General features: G+C 70.7%; 14 protein-coding genes. 10 read left to right on the forward strand and 4 right to left on the reverse strand.

Annotation, left to right across the window (positions count from 1 at the left end):
- Positions 1-27: 27 nt before the first annotated feature.
- Complete coding sequence (locus tag OHT51_RS27560) at positions 28-285, forward strand: hypothetical protein (RefSeq protein WP_328881601.1); 258 nt, start codon at positions 28-30, stop codon at positions 283-285.
- Positions 286-421: 136 nt separating this feature from the next.
- On the opposite strand, the gene OHT51_RS27565 is transcribed toward OHT51_RS27560, so the two are convergent.
- The gene (locus tag OHT51_RS27565) at positions 422-1,018 is read right to left on the reverse strand and encodes a TetR/AcrR family transcriptional regulator (protein WP_328881602.1); all 597 of its coding nucleotides are present in this window, start codon (positions 1,016-1,018) and stop codon (positions 422-424) included.
- A 141-nt stretch (positions 1,019-1,159) separates the two neighbouring features.
- Between OHT51_RS27565 and OHT51_RS27570 the strand changes: the two genes are divergently transcribed.
- The 3 genes from OHT51_RS27570 to OHT51_RS27580 all read left to right on the forward strand — a co-directional run bounded on the left by OHT51_RS27570 (position 1,160) and on the right by OHT51_RS27580 (position 4,608).
- Positions 1,160-2,623 carry an FAD-dependent monooxygenase gene (locus tag OHT51_RS27570; protein WP_328881603.1) on the forward strand — a complete coding sequence of 488 codons (1,464 nt, stop codon included), beginning with the start codon at positions 1,160-1,162 and terminating at the stop codon, positions 2,621-2,623.
- Between the two features lie 69 nt (positions 2,624-2,692).
- Positions 2,693-3,691, forward strand: coding sequence for a DMT family transporter (locus OHT51_RS27575; RefSeq protein ID WP_443052575.1), 999 nt, complete (start codon positions 2,693-2,695; stop codon positions 3,689-3,691).
- A gap of 14 nt (positions 3,692-3,705) precedes the next feature.
- A complete protein-coding gene (locus tag OHT51_RS27580; protein WP_328881605.1) occupies positions 3,706-4,608 on the forward strand; it encodes a LysR family transcriptional regulator in 903 nt (300 codons plus the stop codon).
- 104 nt (positions 4,609-4,712) lie between these two features.
- Here OHT51_RS27580 and pepN read toward each other — a convergent pair whose 3' ends face one another.
- Positions 4,713-7,286 (reverse strand): aminopeptidase N, encoded by a 2,574-nt coding sequence (gene pepN, locus OHT51_RS27585; RefSeq protein ID WP_328881606.1) that lies wholly within the window; start codon positions 7,284-7,286, stop codon positions 4,713-4,715.
- A 112-nt stretch (positions 7,287-7,398) separates the two neighbouring features.
- On the opposite strand from pepN, the gene OHT51_RS27590 reads away from it, so the two are divergent.
- The 3 genes from OHT51_RS27590 (at position 7,399) to OHT51_RS27600 (ending at position 8,541) form a co-directional block, all read left to right on the forward strand.
- Positions 7,399-7,908 carry a DUF1203 domain-containing protein gene (locus OHT51_RS27590; RefSeq protein WP_328881607.1) on the forward strand — a complete coding sequence of 170 codons (510 nt, stop codon included), beginning with the start codon at positions 7,399-7,401 and terminating at the stop codon, positions 7,906-7,908.
- Between the two features lie 68 nt (positions 7,909-7,976).
- Complete coding sequence (locus OHT51_RS27595; RefSeq protein ID WP_328881608.1) at positions 7,977-8,207, forward strand: ribbon-helix-helix domain-containing protein; 231 nt, start codon at positions 7,977-7,979, stop codon at positions 8,205-8,207.
- Complete coding sequence (locus tag OHT51_RS27600) at positions 8,194-8,541, forward strand: type II toxin-antitoxin system PemK/MazF family toxin (RefSeq protein WP_328881609.1); 348 nt, start codon at positions 8,194-8,196, stop codon at positions 8,539-8,541. The genes OHT51_RS27595 and OHT51_RS27600 overlap by 14 nt, the downstream gene beginning before the upstream one ends.
- Before the next feature lie 75 nt (positions 8,542-8,616).
- Here OHT51_RS27600 and OHT51_RS27605 read toward each other — a convergent pair whose 3' ends face one another.
- A complete protein-coding gene (locus OHT51_RS27605; RefSeq protein WP_328881610.1) occupies positions 8,617-9,633 on the reverse strand; it encodes an aspartate-semialdehyde dehydrogenase in 1,017 nt (338 codons plus the stop codon).
- Positions 9,634-9,974: 341 nt separating this feature from the next.
- Here OHT51_RS27605 and OHT51_RS27610 point away from each other — a divergent pair, with 341 nt between their 5' ends.
- The gene (locus OHT51_RS27610; protein ID WP_383246387.1) at positions 9,975-10,523 is read left to right on the forward strand and encodes an RNA polymerase sigma factor; all 549 of its coding nucleotides are present in this window, start codon (positions 9,975-9,977) and stop codon (positions 10,521-10,523) included.
- Between the two features lies 1 nt (position 10,524).
- Positions 10,525-11,301 carry a hypothetical protein gene (locus tag OHT51_RS27615; RefSeq protein WP_328881611.1) on the forward strand — a complete coding sequence of 259 codons (777 nt, stop codon included), beginning with the start codon at positions 10,525-10,527 and terminating at the stop codon, positions 11,299-11,301.
- A 69-nt stretch (positions 11,302-11,370) separates the two neighbouring features.
- On the opposite strand, the gene OHT51_RS27620 is transcribed toward OHT51_RS27615, so the two are convergent.
- Positions 11,371-14,652: a S8 family serine peptidase gene (locus tag OHT51_RS27620; RefSeq protein WP_328881612.1), complete on the reverse strand. Its 3,282-nt coding sequence runs from the start codon at positions 14,650-14,652 to the stop codon at positions 11,371-11,373.
- Positions 14,653-14,879: 227 nt separating this feature from the next.
- On the opposite strand from OHT51_RS27620, the gene OHT51_RS27625 reads away from it, so the two are divergent.
- Positions 14,880-15,338 carry an NUDIX hydrolase gene (locus tag OHT51_RS27625; protein WP_328881613.1) on the forward strand — a complete coding sequence of 153 codons (459 nt, stop codon included), beginning with the start codon at positions 14,880-14,882 and terminating at the stop codon, positions 15,336-15,338.
- Positions 15,339-15,381: the final 43 nt, after the last annotated feature.

The following is a 15,381-nucleotide window of genomic DNA, read 5'->3' on the forward strand; positions in this document are numbered from 1 at the left end:
CCGGCGGCGTTCGGTACTTTTGGCCCCGTGGACAAGAAGAACGCCCTGCGCGCCGGCGCCCTGGCTGCCGGTACGACGCTGATGATGCTGCTCATGTCGTCCCCCGCGCTCGCGCTCACGCGTGACGACGGCGACGACCCCGGTCAGGGCCTGAGCGTCATCGAGACGCTGGGCCTGTTCGTTCTGGCCCCGATCGTGCTGTTCGCGGTCATCGCGGGCCTCGTGATGGTCCTGGACCGCTCCACGGACCGCCGGCCGAAGGTGAAGGCCAAGGCGAAGGCCTGATCCGCGCGGTTCCGGCCGACCCCGCTTTTGTCGAGGGCGCCGGCCCCGTCCTGCGTACGCGCATCCGCCGTACGTACGACGAGGCCGGCGCCCTCGGTGTGTTCCCGGGCCGCTGCGGGGCCGGTGCGGGTGACTGTCACGCCGGGTACGGCGCGGTCAGATAGCGCTGCACCGTGGGCGCCAGCCAGGCCACGATCTCCTCGGGCGCCAGCGCCACGGCGGGCGCGAACCGCAGGACATAGCGCGTGAGCGCCAGCCCGAGCAGCTGTGACGACGCCAGCGCGGCCCGCGCCGGGGCCTGCTCGGGATCGGGGCACACCCGACGGGCGACCGGCAGCAACTGGTCCGCGAAGATGCCCTGCATGCGCTCGGCCCCGGCCTGATTGGTCGCACCGACCCGCAGCAGGGCCGTGAGCACCTCGTTCTCCTCCCACATGGCCAGGAAGTGGGTCACGAGCGCCCGGCCGACGTCGTCGCGGGACAGCGACGCCGGTTCCGGCAGCTTCAGATCGATGGCGACGGCCGCCGCGAAGAGCCCCTCCTTGTTGCCGTAGTAGCGCATCACCATCGACGGGTCGATGTTCGCGTGCTTGGCGATCGCGCGGATGGTCGCGCGCTCGTAACCGTCTGCCGCGAAGCGCTCGCGGGCCGCGTCGAGGATCGCCGTGCGCGTGGCCTCGGAGCGGCGCGGGGCGGGGGTGGGGGCGGAGTCGTCGGGGCTGCTCTGCGTCATGCCAACGAGTGTATGCCTACAATCGTATGCCAACGAGTGTTGGCCAACGGTTGTTGACATGATTGAGGGGCGGTTCTACGGTTGCCAACAAGTGTTGACCAACAAGCGTTGACCCACAGGTGTTGGCTTCAGGAGGCCCGCATGAGCGCCACGAACGGCACCGGCTCCACCCACCCCGTCCTCGTCGTCGGCTCCGGCCCCACCGGCCTTCTCCTCGCGGGCGACCTCGCCGCCGCAGGCGTGCGCGTCACCCTCGTCGAGCGGCGCCCGCACGGCATCAGCAACCTCTCCCGCGCCTTCGGAGTGCACGCCCGCACCCTGGAGCAGTTCGACGCCCGCAACCTCGCCGACGAGCTGATCGCCACCGGCAGCACCATCACCGAGCTGCGCCTGTTCCGCCGCCTCTCCCTCGACCTGGGCACGCTGCCGTCGCGCTTCCCGTTCCTGCTCATCACCCCGCAGTACGAGGTGGAGCGGCTGCTGGAGCGGCGGGCGCGCGAGCTCGGGGTCGAGTTCCTCTTCGAGAGCGAGGTCGTGGGGCTGCGGCAGGACGACGACGGGGTCGACCTCGATGTGCGCGGTCCGGACGGGGCGGTCGTCACGCACCGCGCGGCTTACGTCGTCGGCGCGGACGGTCACCGAAGCGCCGTACGCCAGGCGGTCGGCCTGCCCTTCCCCGGGGTCTCCGTCATCAAGTCCCTGTTCCTGGCGGACGTCCGGCTCGCCGAGCGGCCCGCGAGCGTGCTCACCGTCAACGGCGCCGGCGACTCCTTCGCGATGATCGCGTCCTTCGGCGACGGCTGGTACCGCGTCATGGGCTGGAACCGCCGCCACGAGGTCCCCGACGACGTCCCGCTCGACCTCGCCGAGGTCAAGGAGGTCACCCGCCGCGCCCTCGGCACCGACTACGGCATGCATGACGCGCGCTGGCTGTCCCGCTTCCACAGCGACGAGCGGCAGGCGCCGCGGTACCGGGTCGGGCGGGTCTTCCTCGCCGGCGACGCCGCGCACGTCCACTCACCGGCCGGCGGGCAGGGCATGAACACCGGCCTGCAGGACGCGGCCAACCTCGGCTGGAAGCTCGCCGCGGTCATCGACGGCCACCGGCCCGTGAGCCTGCTGGACACCTACCAGGCCGAACGTCACCCCGTCGGCAAGGCGGTGCTGCGCAGCAGCGGCGGGCTGGTCCGGCTGGCCCGGGCGCAGAGCCCGGCACTGCGCGCCGTACGTGCCCTGTTCTCCGTCTTCGTCAACGCCGCCCGGCCTGCCCGGACGAAGGCCCTGGCCCAGATCTCCGGCATCGGGTACCAGTACGCCGCCCCGCACGGCTCCCACCGCCTGGCCGGCTCCCGCGTCCCGGATGTGGCCTTGGGGGGCGGCCGCCTGTACGAGGCTCTGCGGGGTGGGCGGTTCGTGCTGATCCTCCCGCGGGGCGGGGAGGCGCCCGAGGTGCGGAGCGGCCGTAAGGACCGGCTCACCGTGGAGCGTTGGGCGAGCGACCGCGGTACGGCCATGCTCGTGCGGCCCGACGGGTACGTGGCGTGGGCGGCGGACGGCACCGACGCGGGGGCGGTCGAGGCGGCGGTCGCCGAGCACGTGGGGTGAGCGGAACCCTCCCACGACCTTTCAGTTCTCCTGAAAGAAATGGTCGAAAAGTTTCGATGGACGTGACAGATGGCGCGCTGCGACGGTGGACCCGTCACGTCACCGCCCATCGAAAGGACCTCTGTGCCCGCAGTCCTGAAGCGGACCGCCCGTACGACATCCCCCTCCGCGTCCCCTTCCACCACCCCGACCCCGAGGACGGCCGCCGCCCTCGGGATCGCGCTCGCCGCTCTCGCCACGGTCGTCTGGTCCGGCAGCTTCGTCACCTCACGGGCGCTGCACGACAGCGTGCCGCCGGTGCAGCACGCGTTCTGGCGGTGGCTGGTGGCGTTGGTCGCGGTGGCTCCGTTCGGTGCCTGGCAGGCCTGGCGGCAGCGGGAGTTGATCCGCCGGCACCTCGGCTACGTGCTCCTCGCCTCGCTGCTCGGCGTCAGCACCTACAACACCCTCGTCAACCAGGCCGGGTTGACCACTCCCGCCGCCAACATGGGCATGATCATGGCTGCTTCGCCGGTGCTGATGGCGGTGTTCGAGCGGGCCGCGGGGGTACGGCTCGGTGCGCGCCGGGTGGTGGGGCTGCTGGTGGCCTGTGCGGGGGTCGTGCTGCTGATCGGCAGTGGCGCGGGCGGGGCGGGGTTCTCGGCCGGAGATCTGTGGATGGTGGCCGCCGCCTGCTGTTTCGGGTCGTACAGCGGCCTGTTGCGGCGGCGGCCGGCCGAACTGGGCGGTGCGGCCTTTCTGTTCACGACGTTCCTGGTGGGTACGGCCCTGCTGGTGCCCGCGCAGGGGGTGAGCCTGGCGGTGCAGGGCGGTTTCGAGCCCACCCCCGGCACGGTCCTGCCGATCCTCTACGTGGGGGTCGCCTCCTCCGCCGTCGCCTTCTTCGCCTGGAACCGGGCGATCGCCCTGGTCGGCCCGAGCCGTGCCGGGGTCGTCTACTACCTCCAGCCGGTGTGCGTGGCCCTGCTGTCCTGGGCGGTCCTCGGCGAGGCGACCGGCTGGACACAGGGGCTGTGCATGGGGCTGATCCTCGGCGGAGTCGTCCTGGGGGCGGAGGCGCGGCGGTGACGTAGGTTGCCGCCATGGTCGAGTGGGACATCCGGAAGCTGCAGATCCTGCGGACCCTGCGGGAGCGGGGCACCGTGACGGCGACGGCCGAGGCGCTGCGCATGACGCCGTCGGCGGTGTCGCAGCAGCTGACGAATCTGGCCAGGCAGGTCGGGGTGCCGTTGCTGGAGGCACAGGGCCGGCGAGTGCGGCTGACGGACGCGGCCCGGCTGGTGCTGCGGCACGCCGAGGCCGTGTTCGAGCAACTGGAGCGGGCGGACGCTGAGTTGGCGGCGTATGTGCACGGTGAGGTCGGGGAGGTACGGGTGGGCGCCTTCTCCACGGCCGTGCCGGCGCTGGTCGTACCGGCTGTGCGGGCGTTGCGGGAGACGCATCCAGGGGTGACCGTACGGGTGCGCGAGGCCGAGGCGCAGGAGGCGTACGAGCTGCTGGCCGGCGGGGAGGTGGACCTCGCACTGTCGCTCGCGGCGCAGGCGCCGGCGGTGGGCGACGTGCGCTTCACCAGGGTGCCGCTGCTCGCGGACCCGCTGGATGTCGCCCTGCCCCCGGGTCACCGGCTGGCGCGGGCCGAGGAGGTGCGGCTCGCCGATCTCGCCGCGGAGGAGTGGATCTTCGGGGGAAGCGGGCCGTGGTCGGACATCACGCGCGGGGCGTGTGAGGCGGCCGGGTTCAGCCCCCGGCAGGGGCATTCCGCCGCCGGGTGGACGGCGATCCTGACCATGGTGGAGGCGGGGATGGGGGTTGCGCTGGTGCCGCGGATGGCCGCGGTGGCCAGGGGCGGGGTCGTGATGCGGGAGGTGGGGGAGCAGCGGCCGGTGCGGCATGTGGTGGCCGCGGTGCGCAGGGGCAGTGAGGCGGGGGCTGCGGTGGGGAGGGTGCTGTCGGCTCTGGAGGCCGTTGCCGCGGGGCTTGGTTGAGGGGCGGCTCGTGGCGGGACGTTCGCGGCTCGCTCAACGGGACGAACAGGGGGCGCCCGGTGTTGCACCGGGCGCCCCCTGGGGCGTACGTACGACGACGGTTACTACTCCGCCGCTGCGTCCGCAGCCTGCGCCTTCAGGGCACGCTCAACGCCCGCCCGGGACTCGGAGATCAGGCGTCGCAGGGCCGCGTTCGGCTCGGCCGAGGTCAGCCAGGCGTCCGTCTTGCGGAGGGTGTCCTCGGAGACCTGGATCGTCGGGTAGAGGCCGATGGCGATCTGCTGGGCGATCTCGTGGGAACGGGCGTCCCAGATGTCCTTGACCACCTCGAAGAACGTGTCCGCGTAGGGGGCCAGCAGTTCGCGCTGGTCGGTCTGGACGAAGCCGACGATGACCGCTTCCTGGAGGGCGTTCGGCAGCTTGTCGGAGTCGATGACCGACGACCAGGCCTCGGCCTTGGCCTCCGCGGTCGGGCGGGCGGCGCGGGCCGTGACGGCGTGGCGCTCGCCGGCGGCCGTCTTGTCCCGCTCGTACTCGCCCGCGATCTCCGCCTCGTCGAAGCGGCCCACGGCCGCCAGGCGCTGGACGAACGCCCAGCGCAGCTCCGTGTCGACGGCCAGCCCCTCGATCGAGTGGGAGCCGTCGAGCAGGCCCTCCAGCAGGTCGAGCTGCTCCGGCGTACGGGCCGTGGCCGCGAACGCCCGTGCCCACGCCAGCTGGTGGTCGCTGCCCGCCTCGGCGGCACGCAGATGGGCCAGCGTGGCATCGGTCCAGCGGGTCAGCAGGGCCTCGCGGGTGCCCGGGGCCGCGTACAGCTCGATCGCCAGCTTCACCTGGCGCTGCAGCGACTGCACGACACCGATGTCGGACTCCTTGCCGATGCCCGACAGGACAAGGGAGAGGTAGTCGCGGGTGGCGAGCTCGGCGTCGCGCGTCATGTCCCAGGACGACGCCCAGCACAGGGCCCGGGGGAGGGAGGTGTCGAAGTCGCCGAGGTGGTCCGTCACGAACGCGAGGGACTCCTCGTCCAGGCGGACCTTCGCGTACGACAGGTCGTCGTCGTTGAGGAGGACCACGTCCGGACGGCGGGTGCCCGACAGCTGCGGTACGGCGGTGAGTTCGCCGTCCACGTCCAGTTCGAGGCGCTCGTCGCGCACCAGCTTGCCGGAGCCGGCGTCCAGGTTGTACAGGCCCACCGCGATGCGGTGCGGGCGCAGCGTGGGCTCGCCCTTGGCGCCGGCGGGCAGCGCCGGGGCCTCCTGGCGGATGGCGAAGGACGTGATCACACCGTCGGCGTCCGTCTCGATCTCGGGACGCAGGATGTTGATGCCCGCCGTCTGCAGCCACTGCTTCGACCAGGCCTTCAGGTCGCGGCCGGAGGTCTCCTCCAGGGCGCCCAGCAGGTCGGACAGGCGCGTGTTGCCGAACGCGTGCCGCTTGAAGTACGCCTGGACGCCCTTGAAGAACTCGTCCTGTCCGACGTACGCCACGAGCTGCTTGAGGACCGAGGCGCCCTTGGCGTAGGTGATGCCGTCGAAGTTGACGAGGACGTCGTCCAGGTCGCGGATCTCCGCCATGATCGGGTGCGTCGACGGCAGCTGGTCCTGGCGGTACGCCCACGTCTTCATCTGGTTGGCGAACGTCGTCCACGCCTGCGGCCAGCGCGACTCGGGGGCGTGCGCCTGGCAGGCGATGGAGGTGTAGGTGGCGAACGACTCGTTCAGCCACAGGTCGTTCCACCACTCCATGGTGACCAGGTCGCCGAACCACATGTGGGCCAGCTCGTGCAGGATGGTCTCCGCGCGCCCCTCGTACGCCGCGCCCGTCACCTTGGACCGGAAGACGTACTGGTCGCGGATGGTCACCGCGCCCGCGTTCTCCATCGCGCCCGCGTTGAACTCCGGCACGAACAGCTGGTCGTACTTCTTGAACGGGTACGCGTAGTCGAACTTCTCCTGGAACCAGTCGAAGCCCTGCCGGGTCACCTCGAAGATCGCGTCCGAGTCGAGGTACTCGGCGAGCGAGGGACGGCAGTAGATGCCGAGCGGGACGGACTGGCCGTCCTTCTCGTAGACGCTGTGCACGGAGTGGTACGGGCCGACGATGAGCGCCGTGATGTACGTCGAGATACGCGGCGTCGGCTCGAAGGACCAGACGTTGTCCTGGGGCTCCGGGGTGGGCGAGTTGGAGATCACCGTCCAGCCCTCGGGGGCCTTCACGGTGAACTGGAAGGTGGCCTTCAGGTCGGGCTGCTCGAAGGAGGCGAAGACGCGGCGGGCGTCCGGGACCTCGAACTGGGTGTACAGGTACGCCTGCTGGTCGACCGGGTCGACGAACCGGTGCAGGCCCTCGCCGGTGTTGGTGTACGCGCAGTCGGCGACGACCCGCAGGACGTTGCGACCCTCCAGCAGACCGGACAGCGCGATGCGGGAGTCCTTGAAGACCTCGTCCGCGTCGAGCGCGTCGCCGTTGAGAGTCACCTCGTGGACGGCCGGGGCCACGAGGTCGATGAAGGAGTCGGCGCCGTTCTCCGCGACATCGAAGCGCACCGTGGTCACGGACCTGTAGGTACCGCCCTCCTGCGCGCCGGAGAGGTCGAGATCGATCTCGTACGAGTCAACGGTCAGCAGCTTCGCCCGCTGCTGCGCCTCTTCGCGAGTCAGGTTTGTGCCAGGCACGCGGTCATCTCCTCGATATGTGTGGGTTCGGTCATCCTTCCATGGGACCTGCACGGAGCGCGATGTCCGTTTACCGCCGGTGGGCGGGGCGCACACGCGTGACGCTGGGGGCGTGACGACCTATCTGGCACACCCCATCGATCCGACGGCCCTGAAGGAGCTTCGCTCTGCTGACGACGCGGGACGCCGGACGGTTCCCGTGACCGACGAGGAAGGCGGGGCGCCCCTGCGCTGCTGCCTGCGCCGCAGCGCCCCCGGCATGGGGGTCCCCCCGCTCGAGCGAAGCCGAGAGTGGGGGAGCATCGCCCTCGTCTCGTACGCCCCGCAGCGGCGCCGGGCGGCCGAGCACGGGGTCGATCCCGGGGCCTACGACGAGCAGGGGCCGGTGTTCATCCACGCCGAGGAGTGCGGGGGCCCGGATGTGGACGCGCTGCCCTTCGCCAACGCCCACCGGACCGTCCGCCGCTACTCGGGCGACGGGCGGATCGTCGGGGGGCGGCTGGTGGAGCCGGGGGACTTCGAGGCGGCGTTCGCGGAGGCGTTCGCCGACCCCGAGGTGGCGTTCGTGCATGTCAGGGCCGTGGAGTACGGGTGCTTCCTCTATGAGGTGCGAAAGGGGTAGGTACTGATGTAGTACTGCTGGTAGTACTAGTGGTAGCAACATTTGCCGCCACTTGCTATGCTCGGGGTATGAAGATCAGTGTGAGCCTTCCTCAGGAGGATGTGGCGTTCGTCGACGAGTACGTCGCGAAGAAATCGGCGGACTCCCGGTCCGCGGTGATTCACGACGCCATCGAGCTGCTGCGACGGGCTCACCTGGAGCAGGAGTACACGGAGGCGTTCGCCGAGTGGGACGGCAGCGAGGACGCCGGGTTCTGGGACCAGTTCTCGGGGGACGGGCTGACCGATGAAGCGCGGTGACATCTACCTCGTCGACTACGAGCCGGTGCGCGGCAGCGAGGCCAACAAGGCACGTCCGGCGGTGATCGTCTCGAACGACGGTGCCAACGCGGCGGTGCAGCGCACCGGGCGAGGTGTCGTGACCCTGGTTCCCCTGACCACGAACACCTCCCGCGTCTTCCCGTTCCAGGTGCTGCTTCCCGCGGGTGAGGGCGGCCTCCTCAAGGACTCCAAGGTGCAGTGCGAGCAGGTCCGCGCCCTGGCCGGGGAGCGACTGCTGCGGCAGATCGGGTCGGTACCCCGTCAGCGCATGGCCCAGATCGATGCGGCACTCAGACTGCATCTGGAGCTCTGAGCTCAGCGTCCGAGCACAACGAGAGGGGCGCCCACCGGTGGACGGTGGGCGCCCCTCTCGACGTAGGACGGGGCGTCAGCCCTTCAGCTCCGCCGCCACCAGCTCCGCGATCTGCACCGCGTTCAGCGCGGCGCCCTTGCGGAGGTTGTCGTTGGAGAGGAAGAGGGCGAGACCGTGCTCGACCGTCTCGTCGGCACGGATGCGGCCGACGAACGACGGGTCCTGGCCGGCCGCCTGCAGCGGGGTCGGGACGTCGGAGAGGGCGACGCCGGGGGCGCCGGCCAGCAGCTCCTTGGCGCGCTCCACGCTGATCGGGCGGGCGAAGCGGGCGTTGACCTGGAGGGAGTGGCCGGAGAAGACCGGGACGCGCACGCAGGTGCCGGAGACCTTCAGCTCCGGGGCCTCGAGGATCTTGCGGGACTCGTGACGGAGCTTCTGCTCCTCGTCGGTCTCGTGCAGACCGTCGTCGACGATCGAACCGGCCAGCGGCAGGACGTTGTACGCGATCGGGGCGACGTACTTGTGCGGCTCGGGGAACTCCGCCGCCGAGCCGTCGTGGGTCAGCTTGGGCGCGTCGTCGCCGACCTTCTTGACCTGCTCGAACAGCTCGTCGACGCCGGCCAGACCCGAGCCCGACACCGCCTGGTACGTGGCGACGACCAGCGCCTCGAGGCCGGCCTCGGCGTGCAGCGGCTTCAGGACCGGCATCGCGGCCATCGTCGTGCAGTTCGGGTTGGCGATGATGCCCTTGGGGCGGTCGGTGATCGCGTGCGGGTTCACCTCGGAGACGACCAGCGGGACCTCGGGGTCGCGCCGCCAGGCCGAGGAGTTGTCGATCACGACGGCACCCTGCGAGGCGACCTTCGGGGCGAGGGCCTTCGAGGTCGAGCCGCCCGCCGAGAACAGGACGATGTCCAGGCCGGTGTAGTCGGCCGTCGACGCGTCCTCCACGGTCACGCCGTCGAGCACCGAGCCTGCCGAGCGGGCCGAGGCGAACAGGCGCAGCTCGGTGACCGGGAAGTCGCGCTCCTTGAGGATCCTGCGCATGACCGTGCCGACCTGACCGGTGGCTCCGACGATTCCGACCCTCACGGCGACTCCTTCTACGTGGCTTGTCTGTGTCTGCTGCATGGCCGAGGCGTTTCCATCATGCGGTCAGCCTCGGCCCGCCTGTCCAATTGTTTGGCATGGATGACCGGCCAATGGGACGCGACGGACCCCGGGTGCGGCTCCGGTTCTCCGGCTCATACCCGTGCTGAGCTGGAGAAATTCGTCCTACGGCCGCCCCGCGCCGCAAGCTCGCCTGCCCATCGGCGACCGGGCTACGCGGTTGTGTGACGTACAACTCTGTGCCGCGCCGAGAAATTGCCGGGCATCCGGCCGAACGTTTTGGCGCAGTACGGCGTCACAGTCACCACACGGGGAGGGGAGGGGTGGCTGTGCTGCGCAGAAGGGCCCGCCGCGACCAGGGGGGCGGTGCCGTCCGGGACGTACCGGACGATCCGCTGGACGCGGCCCAGGAACGCCGGGTGCGGGCCGTGCTCGCACTGGGCGGAGTGCCGCAGACGGACCTGCCGGACGGGGTGCAGCAGGTCCGTCTGCGGCTGCTGGAGCGGGCCGCCAGCGGCCGCGAGGCGCCGCGGGACGTGTCGGCGTGGGCGGCGGTCGTCGCCTCCAACCTCGCCATGGACTGGCACCGGGCCAAGAAGCGCCAGGAGCGGCTGGGGGAGCGGCTCGCCTCCCTGCGCCAGCTCGAACACCCCTCCGGCGAGGACACCAGCCTGCTCTCCCTCGCCGTCGCCCAGGGCCTGGACGAACTGCCCGACACCCAGCGCCAGGTCCTGGTCCTGCGCTTCTACGGCGACCTGCCGGTCCGTGACATCGCCGAGGAGCTCGGCATCCCGGAGGGCACGGTCAAGAGCAGGCTGCACACGGCGGTACGGGCCCTGCGCGCCCGCCTGCACGAGGACGAGGTGGTGTGACGTGACCGCCGAGAACGAAGACCGCACCGGTCGCGACGGCTACGACGACGGCCGCGGCGGCGTCGACGCCCTGATGGCCGCGATCACCGGCGAGCCGCTCACCGACGAGGCACGCGCGGACGCCGCCTTCATGGCGGAGCACCGGTCCGCGGCGGCCGATGTGGAGCTGCTGCGCGAGCAGTTGGGGATCATCGGGCACACGCTCGCCGAGCCGATGCCCCAGGCACCGGCGCCCGAGCCGGCCCCGGAACCCGCCCCCGTACGACAGCCCTCCCGCACCCGGCGCCGCGTGTTCACCGTCGCCCTGGGCAGCCTCGCCGTGGCCGCCGCCGCGTCCGTGCTGGTCGGCATGGGCTGGCTGCTGACCCAGGCCGGGGGCGGAGACACCGCGAGCTCGGGAGCGGACTCCGGCAGCGCCGCGAAGGACGAGGCCTCCGCTGACGCCGACTCCGCCTTCGGCAGCCCCCGCTACCTCGCCTGTTCCCGTCTGGTGGCCGAGGGGAGGGCCACCTCCGTCGAACAGCTCGCCGGTACGGGGTCGGTCCGCGTCACCCTGCACATGACCCGCTACTACAAGCCGGACAAGGGTGAGCAGGAGCTGGCCTTCGTGGTCGACGAGAACCTCGTCCCGGGCCTGCGCGAGGGCGACCAGGTGCTCATCGGCATCCCGCAGGGCGCTCTGCAGCCCGACTTCTGGGCCGTCGGCGAGAAGAACATCGTCCCCGAACGGGCCTGGATCACCGGCTCGCTGGCTCAGTCGCGGGGACTCACCTGCTGACGACGAAGGGCGGGCGCCCGAAACCGGACGCCCGCCTCACCGCCACTGTGGCGGAGCCGTACTACGCCACTACGGCGTGACCTTCTCGATCTTCACGTTGCCGAGGCCCGCGACCGTGCCACGGGCGTTGAGCAGCTGGACCTGACCGAAGAACTCACGGCCCTCCGGCGCGGGCGCCAGCGCGGTGACGCTGCCGCCGACCGTGGCCGTGGCACCCGTACCGAGCTTCACCGGCGACTCGTCCACCGTGACGGTGCCGAGCGCGGCGGAGAAGAACACGTCCAGGTAGTCGTACGCCGTCGAGCCCGCCGGCACCGAGTAGCCGATGACCTCGATGCTGTACTTCCCGGCGGCCGGCTTCGCGATCGAGACCGACTCCTCCGAGTCACCGTCGGCGGAGCTGCCGACCTCGGTACCGGCCGCGTCGTAGACGGCCAGGTCGAGGTCCGCGGCCGCGTCGGAGACGTTGCCGATGGAGACGTCGAGCGAGGTGGCGCCCTCGGGCACCTCGACCGTGGTGGTCTGCGTGGCGCCCTCGGCGATGGTCGGACGGGCCGCCTTCGACGAGCCGAGCGGGCCGCCGGCCAGCTTGCCGTCAATCGCGGCGTACTTGTTGGTCACCTTCCAGGAGGCGGCGGCCGGGGTGCCGACCTTGGCCTCGGGGACGGTCACGGTCTCCGGGTCGAAGGCCGCGCCGAGGACGGTGACGTCGAGCTTGAACGGGTTGTCGAGCAGCGGCGACGTACGGCGCGACTCGACCTCGATCTCCCAGACGCCGGCCTGCGGGTCGGCGTAGGAACGCACGTCCGGCTTGCAGCCGTTGCCGTCGAGGTAGTTGTTGTAGCAGTACGGTGTGCCGGTGGTGTCCGACGGGGTGCCGTACGGGTGGATGGCGATGAACCGGGTCTGGCTCTTGTCCTTCAGCCCGCCGATCGCGACCTCAAGCGACTTCGCGCCCTCGGGGACGGTCACGAAGTACGACTTGGAGCTGTTGCGCTGCGTCGAACCGGCCGCCGAGTAGGTGTACTTGACCGGCGCCGAGACCACGACCGTGTTGAGGACCTGCTTGTCGATGCCCTCGGTGCGCGGGTCGTCGACCTCCAGGATCGCGCTCTTGATGCCCGCCGAGGAGGACTTCGCGGCGACCTTGACGGTGACCGGCTTGTTCAGGCCGAGGCTGATCTCGTCGGAGCCGACGATCTTGAAGGTGTCCCCGGCGTTGTTCTCGAAGTGCAGCTCGTGCCGGATCGCCTTGTCCGCGCCCGACGTACGGGTGATCGTGACGTCGTACGTCTTCTTCTGCCCGGCCTTGAGGCCGCCCTCGCGGTCGTAGACGCCCGTGCCGAAGCCCGGGGTCTTCAGGAACTGGTCGATCGCGGTGTCGACCGGAGCCTTCACCGTGTACTCGTGGGCGGTCGCGCCGTCACGGATGGAGTCCCAGGCGTCCGGGACGTTGATGAGGCCGGCCCCCTCCTCGTACGCCTGAACACCCTTGATGTGGTCGGCGGTCGAGGTCAGCGCGGTGCGCAGCTTCGCCGGGGTGAGGGCGATGCCCTTCTGCTTGGCGGCCGACAGGAGCAGCGCGGACGCGCCCGCGGCCTGCGGGGACGCCATCGAGGTGCCCTGGAGCATGCCGTAGCCGGCCGGCAGGGTGTAGCCCGCCTCGGCGACCGGGGCGCCCGGCAGCCACGTCTGGATGGTGTTGATCGCGGCACCCGGCGCCGACAGCGTCGGGGTGAAGCCGCCGTCCTCACGCGGGCCGCGCGAGGAGAACGGCATCATCGCGTACTGCTTCTCCACGACCGAGCCGTAGTTGGCGGCCCAGGTCTCCCTGGAGACGGTCGCGCCGACCGAGATGACCTTGGCGGCCAGCGCCGGGTCACCGATGGTGTTCGCGCCGGGGCCGGAGTTGCCGGCCGAGATCACGAGCTGGACGCCGTAGGTGTCGATCAGGCGCGTGTACAGCTCGGCGCGGGCGTTGTTGCCGTCGTTCAGCGCCGGCAGACCGCCGATGGACATGTTGACGATGTCGACGCCACGGTTGACGACGAGGTCGATCATGCCCTCGGTGAGCGCGACGTTGGTGCAGCCGCCGGTCCAGGTGCAGGCACGGGACGCGACGAGCTTGGCGCCGGGGGCCTGGCCGTTCATCTTCCCGCCGAACAGGCCGTTCGCGGCGGTGATGCCGGCGACGTGGGTGCCGTGCTCGGACTCGATGACGCCGATGTTGACGAAGTCGCGCTTCTGGCCGACCCAGTCGCCGCCCAGCGGGTCCATCGGCACGTCCTTGCGGATCTGCACGACGAACGGCTGCCGCTCGGCGACGTCGGTGGCCGGGTTGTCGGTGCCGAAGTACCCGATCTGGAAGCCGTCCTTGTACGGCTTCATCGGGGTGTCGTCACCGAAGTCGTTGTTGTTGTTGAGGTCGACCCGGACCGTGCCGTTCGCGGCGTCGTAGAGCACGCCCCACGAGTCGGTCTTGTCGCCGTCACGGTTGGCGTCGCCCGCCGCGTCGCCGCCGGTGGTGTACGACTCCAGGAAGGTGCTGACCTGGTAGGAACCGGCCGGCGCGGTCCAGGTCTTGCCGCTGTAGCTGAACGTGGGCCCGGAGACGGAGGTCACCATCGGGCGCCAGGTGCGGTCGTTGTCGACGAGCGGGTCGGTGGCGGTGACCCAGTCGACGATCTTGCGCTCGCCGGTGGTGGTCTTCTGCAGCGCCGGGTGGGCGAGGTCGATGCCGCTGTCGAGGATGCCGATGGTGATGCCGCGGCCGTCCGCCTTCGGGTTCTTCTTCACGAAGTCGACGGAGCCCGTCTCGAAGGACGGGTTGTACGGGTTCTCGGCCGGGGTGCTCTTCGACGGGGCCGAGTAGGACGTGGCGGCGGCCGTCGACTTCTTCGTGTCGACGGCGGGGTCGTCCAGGGGTATCTCCTCGCGCAGGTCGATGCCGTGCACCGAGGAGAGCTTCGTCGCCGCGGCGATGGCCGAGTCGGCCTTGCCGGTGGGGACGGTCGCGCGGACATAGCCGAGCTTGTCGTAGGTACGGCCCACAGAGCCGACCGCGTCCAGCTGCTCGGCGACCTTCTCGGTCTGGCCGGGCGCGGTCGCGATCATCATCGTGACGTTCTTGTCGCCGTCGGACTTCGCCTCGGCGAGCAGGTCGGCGTCGTCCGAACCGAGCTTGTCGTGCGCGGACTTGACGCTCGGGTCCGCGGCGGGCGCGGGGCCCGCGGCCATGGCCATGGGTATCGGCCCGGCTGCGGACAGCGCGGCGACGAGACCTGCGGCCACGGCTATGCGGGCCGCGCGTCTCGCGCCCGGCTTGGGTTCGCGCTGGGGGGTGAGGGTCATCGGCATCCCTTGTAGGTAAAGGAGCATGGGCCGTCCGGTATGTGAACCCGGACGACCGCACAGCCTTACGCAAGGGAAGGATGTTTGGGAAGAGTTGACCCAATCGAAATGGAGGAATGGGGGAAACCCCCTGTTCATTTGGGATGCAAGGGTCTTAAGAGGCAAGTCGCCCGCAAGCCGGAAATAAACGCCTGCCGATCCGGGCCTCGCGCCTCTAATGTCCCTACGTGCAAAAGAAGTTGAGGGTGGCGGCCTACGCCATATGCGTGCGTGACGGACAACTCCTCCTCGCCCGGTCCCCGGCCCCCGGCGGCGGCTCCGAATGGGTGCTGCCCGGCGGCGGCATGGAACACGGCGAGGACCCCTACGACACGGTCGTGCGGGAGGTGGAGGAGGAGACCGGCTACCTCGTCGAACCGACCGGCCTCCTCGGCCTCGACTCCGCCCACCGCGTCTTCCCGGCCCGCTTCGGCCGCGACGTCGACCACCACGGCGTCCGCCTCGTCTACGAGGCCCGCGTCACCGGCGGCGACCTGCGTTACGAAGCCAACGGCTCCACCGACATGGCGGCCTGGCATCCCCTGGACGACGTCCCGGACCTGACCCGCGTCTCCATGGTCGACAAGGGACTGGCGCTGTGGCGCGAGCGGCCGGCGGCGGGGCGCATCCAGGGCGCGGGCACATAGCTGCACTACCCCGCAAGATGAACACGGAGTGACCGCGTCCCGG

The sequence above is a fragment of the Streptomyces sp. NBC_00299 genome (assembly GCF_036173045.1).
Taxonomy (GTDB): Bacteria; Actinomycetota; Actinomycetes; order Streptomycetales; family Streptomycetaceae; genus Streptomyces; species Streptomyces machairae.